A 15,668-nucleotide genomic window follows, 5' to 3' on the forward strand; every position below is an offset into this window, starting at 1 on the left:
TCCTCAGCGAGGAGGCCCAGGATGCGAGTCGCGATCATCGGCGCCGGGGTGGCCGGCCTGACCACCGCGAAGGTGTTGCTGCAGGCAGGCCACGAGGTCGAGGTCTTCGACCGGACACCGGACGTCGGCGGCGTGTGGAGCCGCACCCGGCGCTACCCCGGCCTCACCACGCAGAGCCCGAAGGCCCAGTACTCGTTCTCGGACTTCCCGATGCCGAAGGACCTGCCGGAGTGGCCGACCGGCGCGCAGGTGCAGGCGTACCTGGAGGCCTACACGTGGCACTTCGGGGTCGACGCGTGCCTGCGGCTGGAGACGACCGTGACGTCCGTGGTGCCGGTCGACGGCGGGTGGGAGCTGACCACGCACACCGGCTCGTCGTACCGCTACGACCGCGTGGTCGTCGCCAACGGCGTGTTCTGCGAACCGCTCGTGCCGGACTTCCCCGGCCGGGACGAGTTCGAGGCGGCCGGCGGGTGGGTGCTCGCGGGCACCGAGTTCCTCGACGTCGAGGAGGCGCGCGGCAAGCACGCGCTCGTCGTCGGGTACGGCAAGTCGGCGTGCGACGTGACGGTGCCGATCAGCGGGGTCGCCGCGAGCACCGACATCATCGCCCGGCAGCTGCTGTGGAAGGTGCCGCGCAAGATCGCGGGCGTCGTGAACTTCAAGATGCTGCTGCTGACCCGCATGGGCGAGGCGCTGTTCCGCTACCGGTTCCTGCGCGGGTTCGAGAAGGTCCTGCACGGCCCGGCGGACGGCGTGCGGCGCTCGATGCTCAACTCGCTCGGCTCGGTGTCGGTGAAGCAGTTCGGGCTCGCGAAGCACGACCTGGTGCCGTCCGGGCAGATGGAGGACATCGTCAAGGGCGCCATCGGCCTGGCCACCGAAGGGTTCTTCGAGGGCGTCGAGTCCGGTGAGATCCGCGTGCACCGCGACCGGACGATCGCGCGGCTGAAGGCCGGTGGCGCCGAACTGTCCGACGGCACGGTGCTGCCCGCGGACCTCGTCGTGTGCGCCACCGGGTTCACCCAGGGCGTGCCGTTCCTACCGGACGACGTGCAGGCGCGGCTGTTCGACGAGCGCGGCAACTTCGCGCTGTACCGGCAGATCCAGCCGATCGACGTGCCCGGCCTGTACTTCAACGGCTACAACTCGTCGTTCTTCAGCCCGCTCAACGCGGAGATGGCGGCGCTGTGGATCGCGGCCGACCTCGCGGGAGCGCTCTCGCTGCCGGACGCCGCGACCCGTCAGGCGGACGTGACCGCGCAGCTCGCGTTCATGGACGGTGCCACCAACTCCCACCACTGCCGCGGCACGAAGATCATCCCGTTCTCGCTCAAGAACGCCGACGAGGTGCTCGCGGACCTGGGGCTGCAGATCGGGAAGCTCACCCGCGCGTCGCACTGGCTCAACCCGGTCGCGCCCTCGGCGTACCGCAAGGTGACGCCCCAACTGCTCGCACGTCTCAGTCGAATCGAGGTAGGAGACCATGGAAACCCCCGTGAAGCATCACGTCTACCGCAGCGGTGAGGGCACGAACGTCGGCGCGATCGGCCTCGGCATCTACACGCGGCTGACCGGAGCGGACACCAAGGGCGCCTACTCGCTGTTCGAGTACGTCGTGCCGCCGAACCTCGGCGGGCCGCCCACGCACATCCACTCCCGCGAGGACGAGCTGTTCACGTGCGTGCAGGGCCGGGTCGTGGTCGAGCTGGACGGCGAGGAACACGTGCTGGCGCAAGGGGATTCGCTGCTGATGCCGCGCGGGGTGCCGCACATGTTCCACAACCCGTTCGACGAGGAGACGCGCGTGGTGGCCGTCGTGTCGCCGCCGGGGCTCGAGAACTACTACCAGGCGTTGTCGGAGCTGCCGCCGGGTCCGCGCGACATGAAGCTGGTCGCGGAGATCATGGTGCAGCACGGTCTTTCGCTGCAGAAGAAGCCATGAACCGCGTCGACATGGTGCGGCGGATGTGCGCCGCGGTGGACTCCGGTGACGCCGAGGCGTTCGGCGCCTGGTTCGCCGCCGACGCCACGTACGTGTTCGGCAACAACGAGCCGTTGATCGGGCGTGACGCGGTCGTGGCGGCCACGGCCGGTGCGGCCGGCGCGCTGCCGTGGGTGCGGCACGTGGTCGACCAGGTGGCCGAGGTGGGCGACCAGTTGTTCTGCCGGTTCACCATCGAGACCGAGGCGCCGGACGGCAAGCAGCTCGCGCTGCCGTGCGTGACGGTGATCTGGCTGTCCGGCGAGGAGATCGTCGACTACCGCGTGCACATGGACATCTCGCCCGCTCTGTAGACCACGACGGGGGATGCGGAAGGGCCCGGGATCTCTCCCGGGCCCTTCACCTATGTCGCGAGCCTGGCCGCGATCCTCGTGACGTGCTCGCCCTGGAACCGGGCCATGCCGAGCTCCTGTTCGCTGGGCAGGCGTTCGCCCTTGTTGCCGGTAATGGTGGAGGCGCCGTACGGGCTGCCGCCCTTCACCTCGTCGAAGCCCATCTGCCGTTGCTCGGTGTAGGGCAGGCCGACGACCACCATGCCGTGGTGCAGCAACGTGGCGTGGAACGTCAGCGCGGTCGACTCCTGGCCGCCGTGCTGGGTCGCGCTCGACACGAACACCGACCCGACCTTGCCGACGAGTGCGCCGGTGTACCAGAGCGGTCCGGTCTGGTCGAGGAACGTCCGCATCTGCCCGGACATGTTGCCGAACCGCGTTCCCGTGCCGAAGAGGATCGCGTCGTACTCGGCGAGCTCTCCGGGATCGGCGACGGGCGCGGGCTGGCCGGTCTTGCCGCCCATCGCCTCGAACGCTTCCGGCGCAATGGTTTCCGGCACGCGTTTGAGCGCGACGGTCGCCCCCGGCACGGTGCCCGCTCCCTCGGCGACCGCGGTCGCCATGGTTTCGATGTGGCCGTGGATGCTGTGGTAGAGCACGAGAACCTTGGTCACTCTGATCCGCCTTTCAGGCTGCTTGGACGGTGTCGTCGGCCGGGCTGAGGAAGGTCGTGAGGAACGCGCGGCAGGCCTCGAAGTCGAGCTCGTCGCACCGCCACGCCACGTGGCCGTCGGGGCGGACGACGTAGAGGGCCTGCGAGTCCGGTTCGGTGAGGCCGTAGTGCTCGAACACCTGCGCCGAGTCGGCCTGGTGCACGCGGTCGTCCTGACGGGCCTCGACCCTCGCGACGAGGTGGGCCTCGACGCCGAGCGCGTGCAGCGCGCGGGTGGTCTCGGTGATCTCCGCGGTCGTGAGGTGCCTGCGGGACAACGCGAGCACGTGCAGCCGGTAGTCCCGCAGGAGGTCGAACACCTGCTCGCGGGAGTTGATCCGGGCGTCGGGAGCGCGCTGGCCCGCGAGCGGACCCTGGAGCGAGTAGAGCAGCTCGTTGACGTTGATCCCGCTCGGCCGGTAGCCCAGGCTCAGCTGGGACAGGCGGTGGAACGACTTGCGGTGCGGGATCGGCGCCGCCGACATCCGTCCGATCAGGAACGGGCCCGCGGTGTCGCGCAGCCACGCGCGCCAGCCGTGCAGGCCCGCCGCCACGCGGTAGAGCCGGTCGGTGAACTTCAGCAGCCGCACGCCCGCCGGATGACGTTCGGCGTCGTAGGTGTCGAGGAGGTCCGGGTCGGCGCCGTGGATCACGGCGGCGAGCTTCCACGCGAGGTTGGCCGCGTCGTGCAGGCCGGTGTTCATGCCCTGGCCGCCCGCCGGCGAGTGGATGTGCGCGGCGTCGCCGACGACGAACCCCCGGCCCCGGCGGTAGGAGTCGACGCCGCGGAGGTGGACGCGGTAGCGGCTGGTCCAGGTCGGCGCGCTGAGCGTGACGGGCAGGCGCATGGCCTCGCGCAGCTCGTCCTGGAGGACCGCGAGGTCGAACGGCGCCTCGGGGTCGCCGAAGTCGGTGACCATGACGCGGGAGTTCTCGGCGCCCTTCAGCGGCAGGAACAGGCCGATGCGGGTGCCGTTCATGAACACGCGGAAGTGCGCGTGGTCGAGCGGCCACTCGACCCTGCAGTCGGCGAGGAGGTAGCGCTGGCCGTACTTGTCGCCGTCGAAGCTCAGGCCGAGCTGCTGCCGGACGGTGCTGTGCGCGCCGTCCGCGCCGACGACGTACCGCGCCGTGACGGTCCGGTCGGTCAGGGTCGCGGTGACGGCGTTCCCGGTCTGGTGGAGCTGGGTGAGCCGCGTGCCCCGCCGGACCGCGACGCCGTGGCGGGCGAGGTCCTGCAGCAGCAGTTCCTCCACCTCGGACTGCGGTGCCATCAGGATGAACTGGTACGGCGTGGTGGCGGCCCTGGCGCGGTCGAAGTCGAGGCCGCCGACGTGCCGGCCCTTGATGTGGAAGCGGATCCCGGTGGTGACGATGCCGCGCTTCAGCAGCTCGTCGGCGAGCCCGATGCCGCGGAACAGCTCGACGGTGCGCGCCTGGACCGCGAACGCCCTCGACTCGGTCGCCGGTCCCGCGTTCGCGTCGATCACGCACACCTTCACGCCTTGGCGGACCAGGAGCGCGGCCGTCATGAGCCCGCTCGGCCCGGCGCCGACGACCAGCACGTCGGTGTCGTAGCGGGTGAGCTCGGCCGGGCGGGGGCCGTGCGGTTTCGGGGGCCGGACGGCGGGCCGGTGCTTGGCCTTGCCGAGGCGGGTGAGCAGTCCGCTGCCGGGGCGGGCGGTGACCTGCGGGAGGGGGTTGCCGGTGAACCGGCCCCAGAGCCTGCGGGTGACGAGCACCAGCAGCGTGACGACCGCGATGATCAGCAGGCCCATCGCCTACTCCCCCGCCGGGAGGGGGCTCGACATGCGCAGGAACTGCTGGACCAGCGGACCCGCGACCAGGGGCTGGACCGCCCGGACGAACTCCTGGACGTACGGCTGCGCGAGGTGCTTCTCGAGGTCCTGCTTCGACCGGAACATCTCGTAGATCACGAACTGCGCCCGGTCGGCGCGGTCGCGGTGGACGTGGAACTCGATCGAGCCCTCTTCGGCGCGCAGCGGCTCGACCAGTCCGAGGATCAGCGCCTCGACCTCGTCCTCGCGCCCCGGCCTGGCCGTTGCGAAGCCCAGGTGGGTGTACGGGCCGGTCTCGTCGGCGTCCGGCTCGGGCAGCACGACTCGCACGTCGCTCATCACGTCTCCCTTGACTGCTCAACAGGTGGTGAATTCACCTTGGCAGCCGGTGGGAGCCCGGTCACAGCGCGAGTCCCAGCGAGCGGGACCCGGTAATGCAAAAGACGTTTGCGGACGACCGCAAACGTCTTTTGCAATGGTGTCAGGCCTGGTCAGGCCCCAGGTGGCGATCAGGCGCCGAAGAAGACCTCTGCCTCTTCGTAGCGCTCGGCCGGGACCGTCTTGAGCTCGGCCGTCGCCTCGGACAGCTTCACCCGGACGATGTCGGTGCCCCGCAGCGCGACCATCGTGCCGAAGTCGCCGGCGGCGACGGCGTCGACGGCGTGCAGGCCGAAGCGGGTCGCGAGGACGCGGTCGTAGGCGGTCGGCGTGCCACCGCGCTGGATGTGGCCGAGGACGGCCGCGCGGGACTCCTTGCCGGTGCGGTCCGCGATCTCCTCCGCGAGCCACTGGCCGACGCCGCCGAGGCGGACGTGACCGAAGGCGTCGCGCTCACCGGAGTGCAGCACCTCGGCGCCGCCCTCGGGGATCGCGCCCTCGGCGACGACGATGATCGGCGCGAACTCGCTCTCGAAGCGGCGCTCGACCCACTCGACGACCTTCTCGACGCTGAACGGGCGCTCCGGGACGAGGATGACGTTCGCGCCACCCGCGAGACCCGAGTGCAGCGCGATCCAGCCCGCGTGCCGGCCCATGACCTCGACGACGAGCGCACGGTGGTGCGACTCGGCCGTGGTGCGCAGGCGGTCGATGGCCTCGGTCGCGATGTGGACCGCGGTGTCGAAGCCGAACGTGTAGTCCGTGGCGCCGAGGTCGTTGTCGATCGTCTTCGGCACACCGACGACGCCGATGCCGTCGTCGGTCAGGCGCTTGGCGACACCGAGGGTGTCCTCGCCGCCGATCGCGATGATGGCGTCGATGTTGTTCGCCGCGATGGTCTCGCGGATGCGGTCGACACCGCCCTCGACCTTGTAGGGGTTCGTGCGCGACGAGCCCAGGATGGTGCCACCGCGGGTGAGGATCTCCTCGACGTCCGCGAGGCCGATCTCCTTGGTGAGGTTCTCGATCGGGCCCTGCCACCCGTTGCGGAACCCGACGATCTCCCAGCCGTGTGCCTTGATGCCCTTGCGGACCACGGCCCGGATCACGGCGTTCAGACCGGGGCAGTCACCACCGCCAGTGAGCACACCGATGCGCATCTGCTTCCCCATCTCTCGTGTTCTGTGTCACGCAGACTTTCACGAGCTGTATCGGTGCAGCAACGTGGGGTCTCATCTACCGGACAGGAAAGCCGAATTTCCTGCGCTGTTCCTCGATGACCTTCCACCGCGCGAGGTTGTGCCGGGCGTCGGCGAGGGCGTCGTGCGCGTCCGCCGGAGGGGCCGGCAGCTTCGGGCGGCCGACGTCGTCCCAGCGTTGCCGCAGGTCACGCGTGAACCGGGGCAGCGCGCGCGGCAACGCCGGCATCGCGCCCCACAGCTGCGCGAGCGCCACGTGGTCGTACGCGGCGAACCACGCCCACAGCTCGACCTCGTCGCGCGCGGCGGTGCGGGCGCCGAGGAAGTCGAGCAGGTCCTCGCGGATCCGCTCACGACTGCGCCACGCCTTGTCGGCGGGCGAGGGCAGCTGGTTGAGGACGTTCTGCCGCACCCACGGCCCCGCGCGATCGGGGTCGAACTCGGTGGACACGGCGTAGAACTCGCGGCCTTCCTCGTCGACCACACCGATCGACACCAGGTCGATCGTCAGCCCGTCCTCGATGAACTCACAGTCGTAGAAAAACCGCACCGCGACACCCTAGGGGTGCGCTCAGCTCGCCTTCTTCTCGGGCACCCGGTCGTCCTTCTTGCCCTGCTGCGGCACGTCGGCGGTCTCCTTGGCCTTGGCCGCGTAGACGTCGACGTACTCCTGGCCGGACAGCTCCATCAACGCGTACATGATCTCGTCGGTGATGGACCGCAGCACGAACCTGTCACCCGACAGGCCCTCGTAGCGGGAGAAGTCGAGCGGCTTCCCGATCTTGATGCGGATCGGGTACGGCTTCCACATCTTCGAGCCGATGGGGTTCGCCTTGTCCGTGCCGAACATCGCCACGGGGATGACCGGCGCGCCGGACTCCAGCGCGATCCACGCGACGCCGACCTTGCCCTTGTAGAGGCGGGCGTCGGGCGAGCGCGTGCCCTCGGGGTAGATGCCGAGCAGCTTGCCCTCGCGCACGATCCGCACACCGGTGTCGAGCGCCCCCTGCGCGGCGGACGCGCTGGACCGGTCGATCGGCACCTGGCCGACGCCGGAGAAGAACCACTTCTGCAGCCGGCCCTTGATGCCCGTGCCGGTGAAGTACTCGATCTTCGCCGGGAAGGTGACCCGCCGCGACAGCATCAGCGGCAGGAAGAACGAGTCGGAGACGGCGAGGTGGTTGCTCGCCAGGATGGCGCCGCCGTCCTTCGGGATGTTCTCGGCGCCCTCGATGATCTTCGGCTGGAAGAACAGCCGCAGAATCGGCCCCAGGAGGACGTGCTTCATCAACCAGTACAGCACCTTGGGAAGCGCCTCCCTTAAGACCCCGCGAACCTTGATCCCGACAATCAGCCTACGGAGCCGACCGCACCTCACACAACGAGTCCCAGGTTTGCGCGTCACGGGCACGTGGCGCAGGCCATTCCTCACGGCCACCACTGGGCCGACTGCCGTAACCCGCAACACATCCCGCCCGTGCAACGATGAGGGGTCAGAGGGTTGCTGCTTTTGTGGAGAGGCTCTGGATGAACGCCCGGCGCGACTCGACCGACGGACCGGAGAACGTCGACGAGCTCTTTGCCGAGATCGTCGCGGGTCTCGAACGGGACGGGGTCGGCAAGGACTGGCTCGACCTCGACGAGGCGAACGCGGACTCGGACCCGGCCCTGGCCGCGGCGGACACCGGGCACGGCGAGCCCGAGCAGCGCACGGCCGTGGCCGACTTCGACCCCGACGACGAGCCGGAACGCCGAGATCCGGCCGACGAGGACCATTACGTGCCGCCGGAGCCGCCGCCGTTCCCGGTGCTGCGCGCGTCGACCCTCGCCGCGCTCGGCCTGTTCGTGCTGGGCATCCTGCTGCTGGTCGCGCCGGGCATCTTCGGCCTGCAGTCGCGCATCGGCACGCCGTTGTCACTGGTGGCGCTGTGCGCGGGCGTCGGCTGGCTGATCCTGCGCATGCGCAACACCCCGCCACCGGACTCGGGCTGGGACGACGGCGCCCAGGTGTGACACGTCACGCGCCGGCGGGTAACGGCGTGATAACGGCCACTCAAACCTTCAGATAACGATTCGGTCATGCCTACCGTGTGCGGCATGGACCAGATGCAGCACCTGATGATGGCCCGTGCCATGGCGACCCTCGGCAAGAAGGACGTGGCCAAGCGCCGCCGTCCGCGCATCCTGCGCCTGCTCGGCCGCTAGCTCCTCCGGGTCCGGCCCGCGCGGCCGGCCGCTCCAAGCAGGGTGTTCGCGGCGGGTGAACAACCCCGACACGCCCGCCGCGACACTCCCCAAAACCGATATATCGGTTTCGCTGACCTGCACCCTTGCAACCACTCTTTGGACTTCGTCCGCAAAAGACCTGTTGCAAAGGCCCTCACGAGGAGGGCTCAGCCGGACGACCGCTTCTTCAGCGCCTCCGGCTTGTGGACGGCGTCCCGCCCGCTCTTCGCGCTCTCGACGCGGTACTGCGGCTCCTCCTTCGAGGCCTTGACCTTGCGGCCCGCGGCCTTCTTCTCCGTGGTGATCTCCTCCTTGACCTTCCCGTGCGTCGTCGAACCGTGGCTCGACCACTCGACCTCGTCACCGGGCTTCAACGGATGCTTCGTCATGTCCACGCGGGTACCCCACTCGGACGAACCAACCCGAGCGGGAGGACGAACCGTGCGCGACGACGAGCGGGAACAGACCCGGAAGGACTTCGGCTCCTCGGTCAACATGACCGCGGCGACATTGGAGAAGTGGCTCGACTCCGACGAGTCCAAGGAGGTCGGCGACAAGTCGTCCGGCGAGTCGACCGGGCACGCGTCCGGGCGCCGCATCGTGTCGCTGCTGCGCAAGAAGCGCGACGACCTGACCGAGGCCGACTTCGAGCACATGCGCAAGGTCGTCGGCTACGTGCACCGGCACCTCGCGCAACGGCCCGGCGGTGAGGTCGAAGACAGCCGCTGGCGCTACTCCCTCATGAACTGGGGGCACGACCCCCTGAAGCAGTAGACGGCAGGGTCAGCCGCGGCGCGCGTTCTTGGTCAGGTTCGAGGCCGTCTCGCGGGCCAGGGTCGCCGCGCCCACGATGCCGGCGTCGTCGCCGAGTTGGGCGGTGCGGATCCGGGCCAGCGGGCGGTGGCCCGCTCCGGTGACGACGGCGGCGTAGCGCTCGCGGGCGTCGTCGAGGAACAGCGGCGCCGAGGTCGACACCCCTCCCCCGATGACGATCACCTCGGGGTCGTAGACGTCGGCGACGAGCGCGAGGCCCTCGCCGAGCCAGCGGGCGAGGTCGGCCATCGCGCGCTTGGCGAGCGGGTCGCCGTCGCGGGCCGCGCCGGCCACCCGGCGACCGGTCACCGCGCGCGAGTCGCCTGCCGCCTCGCGGGCGAGGACGGTCGAGACGCCGGGGTGCTTGGCGAGCAGCTCGACCGCGGTGGCACTGAGCGCGGTGCCGCTGCAGTAGCGCTCCCAGCAGCCGTTCTTGCCGCACGGGCAGGGACGGCCGTCCGGGACGACGCGCAGGTGGCCGAGTTCGGGGGCGACGCCGTGCGCGCCGCGGAAGACCTCGCCGTCCAGCAGCAGCGCGGCGCCGATGCCCGTGCCGATGGCGACGAGCACCGCGGTCTTGGCACCGCGGGCGGCGCCGAACCGGTGCTCGGCGAGGGCGGCGGCGTTCGCGTCGTGTTCCAGCACGACGGGCATGCCCAGGCGCTCGCTCATCCGCTCGGCCACGTTCACCTGCCGCCACGCGAGGTGGGGCGCGAACCGGACCGTGCGGCGGTCCGAGGCGATGAAGCCCGCCACGGCGAGGCCGACGGCGCTCACCGCGTGACGGTCCGCCACCTCCTCGACGGCGGCGACGATCGCGTCCTCGAGTGCGCGTTCGCCCGCGGGGGTGGGTGCTCGGGACGTGTCGAGGACCGAGCCGCGCGGGTCCACGACGCCGGCGCGCACGCTGGTGCCGCCGATGTCCACTCCGACGGTGAGCACTAGTCGGTCTTCCTGACGACCTTGATGTGCTGCACGCGCTGACCGGCGTCCGGCGCGGGCTCGTCCGCCGCGGGCGCGGGCGGGGTGCCGGGCTCGCGCAGGGCCGCCCGCAGCACCGCGACCAGGCCCGCCGCGTGTTCGGCGGCCTTCGCGGCCAGCTCGGAGCGGTCGCCGCGCAGCAGCGCCACGCCGTTGCACAACGGGCACCAGCCGCACGTCTCGGGCGTGTGCGAGCCGTCGCCCGCTTCGGCGACGCGCTGCAGCCACGGCTGCATCCGCTCGGCGGCGGTGTCGATGAGCAGCCGCAGCTCCTCGGCGAGCTTGCCGGTGTTGTCCTGGGTCATCTACTGGCTCCTAGCGCGCCGAATCAACGCCACAGCGAAGGGTCTGGACGGAACCCCACCGTCACGCCACCCGAGTCCATCTCCGCACCGGTGACGATGCAGCGCCTCAGCAACGACGGCAGCGCCACGAGCCGGCGCCGGCCGTCCACGGTCAGCGCCAGGTCGTCGCCGACGCGTGCGAGGTCGAGCTCCGTGTCGTCGGCCAGCGGCAGCGCGATCCGCAGCGAGTACCGGGCGTCGAGACCGCGACCGCTGCCCGACACCTCCAGCATCGACTCCGCCGCGGCCTCGCTGGGCAACGGGTCCGCGTCGCCGTAGAGCTGCTCGGCGACCTCCAGCAGCGCCGGCACGCCCACGGGCTCGGACGCGCGGTGGTCGACCGTGCGGATCTCGCCGATCCCGGTCAGCTCGGCCAGCACGGCGTCCTGCTCGTGCCGCCGGGTCCGCAGCCACGTGGCGGCGGCACCGCGCGCGGCACCCGGCGAGGGCACCAACCGGTTCGCGATCACGCTGTCGACCCGGATTCCCTGCAGCGCCAGCGCGGTCAGCGTGCGGCGGGTCTCGGCGGCGACGACGCGTTCCGGCGTCAGCACGAGCCGGACCGAGCACGACGACGGGTCGGCGAGCATCGACCGCAGCGCGTCCAGCCTCTCGGCGAGGCGGCTCAGCGCGTCGGCCGTGGCGTCCCACTTCTCGACGGTCCCGGTGCCCGCGACCCCCGCGAGCAGGCCGCGCACCACGCGCCGGTGGGTCGGGAAGAGGCGTTCGAGGTAGCCCGCGAACGCCTCGGGCAGCGACAGCAGCCGCAACGTCTCGGCGGTCGGCCCGCAGTCGACGACCACGACCTCCCACGGCCCCGAAGCGGCGAGCCTGCGCACCTCGGCCAGCGCGAGGAGCTCCTCGACGCCGGGCAGCACGGTGAGCTCCTCGGCGTCGAGCTCGTCGACGCCGGCACCCGCGAGCACCGTCCGCAGGTGCCCGCGCAGGTCTCCCCACGCCTCGTCGACGAGGCCGCGGGGGTCGATCTGGCAGGCGAACAGACCGCCTGATCCGTCCACTTCGGACGGTTCGGCACCGAGCCGCACGTCGAGGGCGTCGCCCAGCGAGTGCGCGGGATCGGTGGAGACCACGAGCGCCTTGCGGCCGTGCGCGGCCAGGGAGGCGGCCGTGGCGGCGGACAGCGTCGTCTTGCCGACCCCGCCCTTGCCGGTGAAGAGCAGGACCCGGCTCAAGCCGCCTTCTCCGCGCGCTTCTTGAGCTCCTTGAGCGCGGTGTCGAGGATCAGCTTCTCGGCCTTGCGGCGGAACAGCCCGATCATCGGGATCACCAGCTGGACCGAGAGCGTGTAGGTGACCTTGGTGCCGGTACCGGACGGCGCCAGCACGTAGCTGCCCTGCTGCGCCTTCTGCATGGTGCCCTTGACGAGCTCCCACTTCACCGACAGGCCGTCGGCGGCCCAGTCGTACTTCAGGGTGTACTCGTCCTTCACGGGACCCTGGTCGATCGCGAACCGCACCTGCTCGGCACGGCCGTCGGGGCGGGTGTCGAGGACCTCGACCTCCTTCATCCCGTTCGCCCAGTCCGGGTACGACGGGAAGTCCGCGATGATCGCCATGATCTTCTCAGGCGGAGCGTCGATGACGATGGACTGAGTGGACTCGTCGGCCATGAACGTGGAGGTTACTCGCGTGGTCACCAGTTGAGGACGTGAGGCTTGCCGCTGCGCTGGAAATGTCCCACGTTGATGCACTCGGTGTAGCCGACGCGCACGCGCCGGGCCAGCGGCTGGTGCACGTGTCCGAACACCGACCAGCGCGGCCGTTCGCTCACGATCTTGTCCAGCGCGGCCCGCGAGCCCCACTCGGGACGGCGCGCGACGACGTCGTAGGTCAGTTCGGGGACCAGCGGCGGGATGTGCGTGCACAGCACGTCGACCTCACCCATCCGGTCGAGCGCGGCGGCCATGTCGTCCTCCGTGCGCAGGTACGGGAACCACGGCGCGTCGGGGTTGCGCACGAGTCCGGGCACCATGAGCCCGCCGCCCGCGAAGCCGAACCTCAGGCCGCCGATCTCCGCCGCCTCGCCGTCGAGGACGTGCACGCCGGCACCGGCGAACCGCGGCCACAGCTGCGGACTGTCCACATTGCCCGGTGTCGCGTACGTCGGCGCGGACATGGCGTCGAACAGCGCCTGGTACTGCTCCAGCACCGCCTCCTCCACGACGGACCGGGCGTCGGCCAGACCGTCCCAGAGCGACCGGATGTAGCTCGCCGTGTCCGCGCGCCGCGTGCCGCGCCGCAGCTCGGCGAAGATCCCGACCTTCTCCGGTCCGAACACGCGGCCGAGGATTCCCCTGGAGTGGTCGTGGTAGTCGACGAAGTCGATCAGGTCGCCGAGCACGACCAGAGCGTCCGCGCCGTCACCGGCGCGCGCCAGCGCCTCCGCGTTGCCGTGCACATCCGAGACCACGTGAACCCGCACGCCTCCAACTTAGTTGACGCGCTTGGGGGTGTTCAGCGGGACGCACGTCCAGCAAGATCACACGGATGGAGGGCATCCGGCCGGACGACCGTCCTCCAGCGTCAGCTTGAGCCCCAGCGAGACCGACTTGGCGTCGAGCTGACGGCGTTGCACCTCGCGGCGGGCGTCGCGGGGCGTGAGCGCTCCGGAGGGAGAGTCAGCGCGGAGGAAGTAGTGCAGCACAGTGCCGTCAAGCACCGGTTCGAGCCAGACCTCCATGGTGCCGACGAGCGCGCCGCCGACCGTCCAGCGCAGTCCCTCGTCGCCGCGGTCGGCGTAGACGTCGAGCTCCAGATCGGGCCAGAACTCCCGCCACGACGCGGGCGAGGCGAAGGCTGCGGCGACCACGTTCGGTGGTACCGCGAGGAAGGTCTCGTCGACGACGTCCACGCTGGCCATGAGGACAAAAGGTAACGGAAGGGCGTACCAGCCTTTGTATCGCCGGAATCACACGCTAGGTTTCCCCACCAGTAACATTTCACCGTACGGAGGTTGACGTGCGCGAGTTCAGCGTCCCCGCCACCGCCGCTGTGGCTCCGGAGGAGAACCTCACCGACATGGTGTGGGCCAACGCGGAGCGCTTCGGCAACGCCGTCAGCTTCCGCAGGCAGGTCGACGGCACCTGGGTCGACATCACCGCGCGTGACTTCGCCGCGCAGGTGATGGCGGTCGCGAAGGGTCTCGTGGCCGCCGGTCTGGAGCTCGGCGACCGGGTCGGCCTGGTCTCCAAGACGCGCTACGAGTGGTCGTTGCTCGACTTCGCCATCTGGGCGGCGGGCGGCGTCGTGGTGCCGATCTACGAGACGTCCTCGGCCGACCAGATCGAGTGGATCCTGTCCGACTCCGGTGCGAAGGCCGTCTTCGTCGAGGCGTCGCCGCACCGCGCGATGGTCGACGAGGTCGTCGGCAAGCTGCCCGAGCTGCGCCACGTGTGGCAGATCGACGGTGCGGCCGCCGCGGTCGACGAGCTCACCGCGCTCGGCGCCGAGGTCACCGACGAGCAGGTCCACGAGCGCCGCAAGCAGGTCCAGGCGGACCACACGGCGACGCTCGTCTACACGTCCGGCACCACCGGCCGTCCCAAGGGCTGCACGCTGACGCACCGCAACCTGCTGTCCGAGGTGCGGTCGGCGCTGTCGCGGTTCCCGGAGATCCTCACGGCCGGCAACTCGCTGCTGCTGTTCCTGCCGCTCGCGCACATCCTCGCGCGCGCCCTGTACCTCGCGTGCGTGTACTCGCGGGCGACGCTCGGCCACACCGCCGACGTGAAGAACCTCGTCGAGGACCTCGGCCAGTTCCGGCCGACGTTCGTCGTCGCGGTGCCGCGCGTGTTCGAGAAGGTCTACAACGGCGCGAAGCAGAAGGCGCACGCCGGCGGCAAGGGCAAGATCTTCGACGCCGCCGAGGCCACCTCGGTCGCGTACAGCACGGCGCTCGACAACGGCGGTCCCGGCCTCGGCCTGCGGATCAAGCACGCGGTGTTCGACAAGCTGGTGTTCTCGAAGCTGCGCGGCGCCCTGGGCGGGCGCGCGGTCGCGGCGGTCTCCGGCGGCGCGCCGCTGGGCGCCCGGCTGTCGCACTTCTTCCGCGGCGCGGGCATCCCGGTCTACGAGGGCTACGGCCTGACCGAGACGTCGGCGGCGGCGTGCGTGACGTTCAGCGGCCAGGAGAAGGTCGGCACGGTCGGCCTGCCGGTGCCCGGCACGTCGGTCCGGATCGCGGACGACGGCGAGATCCTCATCAAGGGCGACATCGTCTTCACCGGCTACTGGAACAACGAGGCCGCCACCAAGGAGGCCCTCGAGGACGGCTGGTTCCACACCGGTGACATCGGCGAGCTCGACTCCGACGGGTTCCTGAAGATCACGGGCCGCAAGAAGGAGATCATCGTCACCGCCGGTGGCAAGAACGTCTCCCCCGCGCAGCTCGAGGACCGGATCCGGGCGCACCCCCTGATCTCGCAGTGCATGGTCGTCGGCGACAAGCAGCCGTTCATCGGCGCGCTGATCACGATCGACCCGGAGTTCTTCCCGGTGTGGAAGGAGTCCAAGGGCAAGCCCGCGTCGGCCGAGGTCCCCGACCTGGTCGAGGACGCGGACCTGCTGGCCGAGATCCAGGCCGTGGTGGACGAGGCGAACAGGTCGGTGTCCAAGGCCGAGGCGATCCGCAAGTTCCGGGTGCTGCCGGTCGACTTCACCGAGGCGGGTGGCGAGATGACGCCGTCGCTGAAGCTGAAGCGCTCGGTCGTCGCGAACACCTACGCGTCCGACATCGACGCGATCTACGCGAAGTAACCGCAGGTCCAATGCGCGAAAGGCCCAGGAGCTCCAGAGAGAGCGCCTGGGCCTTTCGACCCCCAGCGATCGTGATCCGCGGAGACCTCCGCAGAACCCGAGAAGTGTGTTGCCCCGGCCCCCCGACCGGGACGTGGAGAAGATTGCCGCACGGCGCTGACGTA

Annotated in this window: 19 protein-coding genes; 6 read left to right on the top strand and 13 right to left on the bottom strand. The window is 70.4% G+C overall.

Annotation, left to right across the window (positions count from 1 at the left end; genetic code table 11):
- The first annotated feature begins 21 nt into the window (after positions 1 to 21).
- The 3 genes from ABZX02_RS28510 to ABZX02_RS28520 are packed head-to-tail and all read left to right on the top strand — an operon-like array spanning position 22 to position 2,298.
- The gene (locus tag ABZX02_RS28510; protein ID WP_355302443.1) at positions 22 to 1,527 is read left to right on the top strand and encodes an NAD(P)/FAD-dependent oxidoreductase; all 1,506 of its coding nucleotides are present in this window, start codon (positions 22 to 24) and stop codon (positions 1,525 to 1,527) included.
- A complete protein-coding gene (locus tag ABZX02_RS28515) occupies positions 1,499 to 1,945 on the top strand; it encodes a cupin domain-containing protein (RefSeq protein ID WP_355302445.1) in 447 nt (148 codons plus the stop codon). Before ABZX02_RS28510 ends, ABZX02_RS28515 begins: the two co-directional genes overlap by 29 nt.
- Positions 1,942 to 2,298 carry a nuclear transport factor 2 family protein gene (locus ABZX02_RS28520; protein WP_355302447.1) on the top strand — a complete coding sequence of 119 codons (357 nt, stop codon included), beginning with the start codon at positions 1,942 to 1,944 and terminating at the stop codon, positions 2,296 to 2,298. Before ABZX02_RS28515 ends, ABZX02_RS28520 begins: the two co-directional genes overlap by 4 nt.
- A 50-nt stretch (positions 2,299 to 2,348) precedes the next feature.
- Here the strand turns inward: ABZX02_RS28520 and wrbA are convergent, their stop codons facing one another.
- From wrbA to ABZX02_RS28550, 6 genes are all read right to left on the bottom strand, one after another.
- Entirely contained in the window at positions 2,349 to 2,951 is a 603-nt protein-coding gene (gene wrbA / locus ABZX02_RS28525) for an NAD(P)H:quinone oxidoreductase (protein ID WP_355302449.1), read from the bottom strand.
- 13 nt (positions 2,952 to 2,964) lie between these two features.
- Positions 2,965 to 4,767 carry an FAD-dependent monooxygenase gene (locus ABZX02_RS28530; RefSeq protein ID WP_355302451.1) on the bottom strand — a complete coding sequence of 601 codons (1,803 nt, stop codon included), beginning with the start codon at positions 4,765 to 4,767 and terminating at the stop codon, positions 2,965 to 2,967.
- Positions 4,768 to 4,770: 3 nt separating this feature from the next.
- Complete coding sequence (locus tag ABZX02_RS28535; RefSeq protein ID WP_355302452.1) at positions 4,771 to 5,127, bottom strand: putative quinol monooxygenase; 357 nt, start codon at positions 5,125 to 5,127, stop codon at positions 4,771 to 4,773.
- 170 nt (positions 5,128 to 5,297) lie between these two features.
- Positions 5,298 to 6,326 (bottom strand): 6-phosphofructokinase, encoded by a 1,029-nt coding sequence (locus ABZX02_RS28540; RefSeq protein WP_285646390.1) that lies wholly within the window; start codon positions 6,324 to 6,326, stop codon positions 5,298 to 5,300.
- Between the two features lie 76 nt (positions 6,327 to 6,402).
- Positions 6,403 to 6,915: a polyadenylate-specific 3'-exoribonuclease AS gene (locus ABZX02_RS28545; protein ID WP_355302454.1), complete on the bottom strand. Its 513-nt coding sequence runs from the start codon at positions 6,913 to 6,915 to the stop codon at positions 6,403 to 6,405.
- 21 nt (positions 6,916 to 6,936) lie between these two features.
- Positions 6,937 to 7,668, bottom strand: coding sequence for a lysophospholipid acyltransferase family protein (locus ABZX02_RS28550; protein WP_355302456.1), 732 nt, complete (start codon positions 7,666 to 7,668; stop codon positions 6,937 to 6,939).
- A gap of 224 nt (positions 7,669 to 7,892) precedes the next feature.
- On the opposite strand from ABZX02_RS28550, the gene ABZX02_RS28555 reads away from it, so the two are divergent.
- A complete protein-coding gene (locus ABZX02_RS28555; RefSeq protein WP_355302457.1) occupies positions 7,893 to 8,378 on the top strand; it encodes a hypothetical protein in 486 nt (161 codons plus the stop codon).
- A 380-nt stretch (positions 8,379 to 8,758) separates the two neighbouring features.
- Here the strand turns inward: ABZX02_RS28555 and ABZX02_RS28560 are convergent, their stop codons facing one another.
- Complete coding sequence (locus tag ABZX02_RS28560) at positions 8,759 to 8,980, bottom strand: DUF2945 domain-containing protein (RefSeq protein ID WP_355302459.1); 222 nt, start codon at positions 8,978 to 8,980, stop codon at positions 8,759 to 8,761.
- Between the two features lie 52 nt (positions 8,981 to 9,032).
- On the opposite strand from ABZX02_RS28560, the gene ABZX02_RS28565 reads away from it, so the two are divergent.
- Positions 9,033 to 9,365 (top strand): DUF3140 domain-containing protein, encoded by a 333-nt coding sequence (locus ABZX02_RS28565; RefSeq protein WP_355302461.1) that lies wholly within the window; start codon positions 9,033 to 9,035, stop codon positions 9,363 to 9,365.
- A gap of 9 nt (positions 9,366 to 9,374) precedes the next feature.
- On the opposite strand, the gene ABZX02_RS28570 is transcribed toward ABZX02_RS28565, so the two are convergent.
- From ABZX02_RS28570 to ABZX02_RS28595, 6 genes are read right to left on the bottom strand one after another with little or no spacing between them, the layout of a single operon-like run.
- Positions 9,375 to 10,346 (bottom strand): ROK family glucokinase, encoded by a 972-nt coding sequence (locus ABZX02_RS28570; RefSeq protein ID WP_355302463.1) that lies wholly within the window; start codon positions 10,344 to 10,346, stop codon positions 9,375 to 9,377.
- A complete protein-coding gene (locus tag ABZX02_RS28575) occupies positions 10,346 to 10,690 on the bottom strand; it encodes a hypothetical protein (RefSeq protein WP_355302465.1) in 345 nt (114 codons plus the stop codon). The genes ABZX02_RS28570 and ABZX02_RS28575 overlap by 1 nt, the downstream gene beginning before the upstream one ends.
- Positions 10,691 to 10,713: 23 nt before the next feature.
- Positions 10,714 to 11,922: an ArsA family ATPase gene (locus ABZX02_RS28580; protein ID WP_355302467.1), complete on the bottom strand. Its 1,209-nt coding sequence runs from the start codon at positions 11,920 to 11,922 to the stop codon at positions 10,714 to 10,716.
- The gene (locus tag ABZX02_RS28585) at positions 11,919 to 12,359 is read right to left on the bottom strand and encodes an SRPBCC family protein (RefSeq protein WP_355302657.1); all 441 of its coding nucleotides are present in this window, start codon (positions 12,357 to 12,359) and stop codon (positions 11,919 to 11,921) included. The genes ABZX02_RS28580 and ABZX02_RS28585 overlap by 4 nt, the downstream gene beginning before the upstream one ends.
- Before the next feature lie 23 nt (positions 12,360 to 12,382).
- Positions 12,383 to 13,171 carry a metallophosphoesterase gene (locus tag ABZX02_RS28590; RefSeq protein ID WP_355302469.1) on the bottom strand — a complete coding sequence of 263 codons (789 nt, stop codon included), beginning with the start codon at positions 13,169 to 13,171 and terminating at the stop codon, positions 12,383 to 12,385.
- 57 nt (positions 13,172 to 13,228) lie between these two features.
- A complete protein-coding gene (locus ABZX02_RS28595) occupies positions 13,229 to 13,609 on the bottom strand; it encodes a polyketide cyclase / dehydrase and lipid transport (RefSeq protein WP_355302470.1) in 381 nt (126 codons plus the stop codon).
- A gap of 98 nt (positions 13,610 to 13,707) precedes the next feature.
- On the opposite strand from ABZX02_RS28595, the gene ABZX02_RS28600 reads away from it, so the two are divergent.
- Positions 13,708 to 15,504, top strand: coding sequence for a long-chain fatty acid--CoA ligase (locus tag ABZX02_RS28600; RefSeq protein ID WP_355302471.1), 1,797 nt, complete (start codon positions 13,708 to 13,710; stop codon positions 15,502 to 15,504).
- Positions 15,505 to 15,668 lie beyond the last annotated feature (164 nt).

The organism is Lentzea sp. NPDC003310 (assembly GCF_040610935.1).
In the GTDB taxonomy this organism is placed as follows: domain Bacteria; phylum Actinomycetota; class Actinomycetes; order Mycobacteriales; family Pseudonocardiaceae; genus Lentzea.

Bases quoted from the DNA above. Each gene is read 5' to 3' on its own strand.
- ABZX02_RS28535 (WP_355302452.1), bottom strand. From the start codon at position 5,127: ATGAGCGACGTGCGAGTCGTGCTGCCCGAGCCGGACGCCGACGAGACC.
- ABZX02_RS28555 (WP_355302457.1), top strand. From the start codon at position 7,893: ATGAACGCCCGGCGCGACTCGACCGACGGACCGGAGAACGTCGACGAG.
- ABZX02_RS28585 (WP_355302657.1), bottom strand. From the start codon at position 12,359: ATGGCCGACGAGTCCACTCAGTCCATCGTCATCGACGCTCCGCCTGAG.
- ABZX02_RS28540 (WP_285646390.1), bottom strand. From the start codon at position 6,326: ATGCGCATCGGTGTGCTCACTGGCGGTGGTGACTGCCCCGGTCTGAAC.
- ABZX02_RS28560 (WP_355302459.1), bottom strand. From the start codon at position 8,980: ATGACGAAGCATCCGTTGAAGCCCGGTGACGAGGTCGAGTGGTCGAGC.
- ABZX02_RS28575 (WP_355302465.1), bottom strand. From the start codon at position 10,690: ATGACCCAGGACAACACCGGCAAGCTCGCCGAGGAGCTGCGGCTGCTC.
- ABZX02_RS28595 (WP_355302470.1), bottom strand. From the start codon at position 13,609: ATGGCCAGCGTGGACGTCGTCGACGAGACCTTCCTCGCGGTACCACCG.
- ABZX02_RS28530 (WP_355302451.1), bottom strand. From the start codon at position 4,767: ATGGGCCTGCTGATCATCGCGGTCGTCACGCTGCTGGTGCTCGTCACC.
- ABZX02_RS28520 (WP_355302447.1), top strand. From the start codon at position 1,942: ATGAACCGCGTCGACATGGTGCGGCGGATGTGCGCCGCGGTGGACTCC.
- ABZX02_RS28510 (WP_355302443.1), top strand. From the start codon at position 22: ATGCGAGTCGCGATCATCGGCGCCGGGGTGGCCGGCCTGACCACCGCG.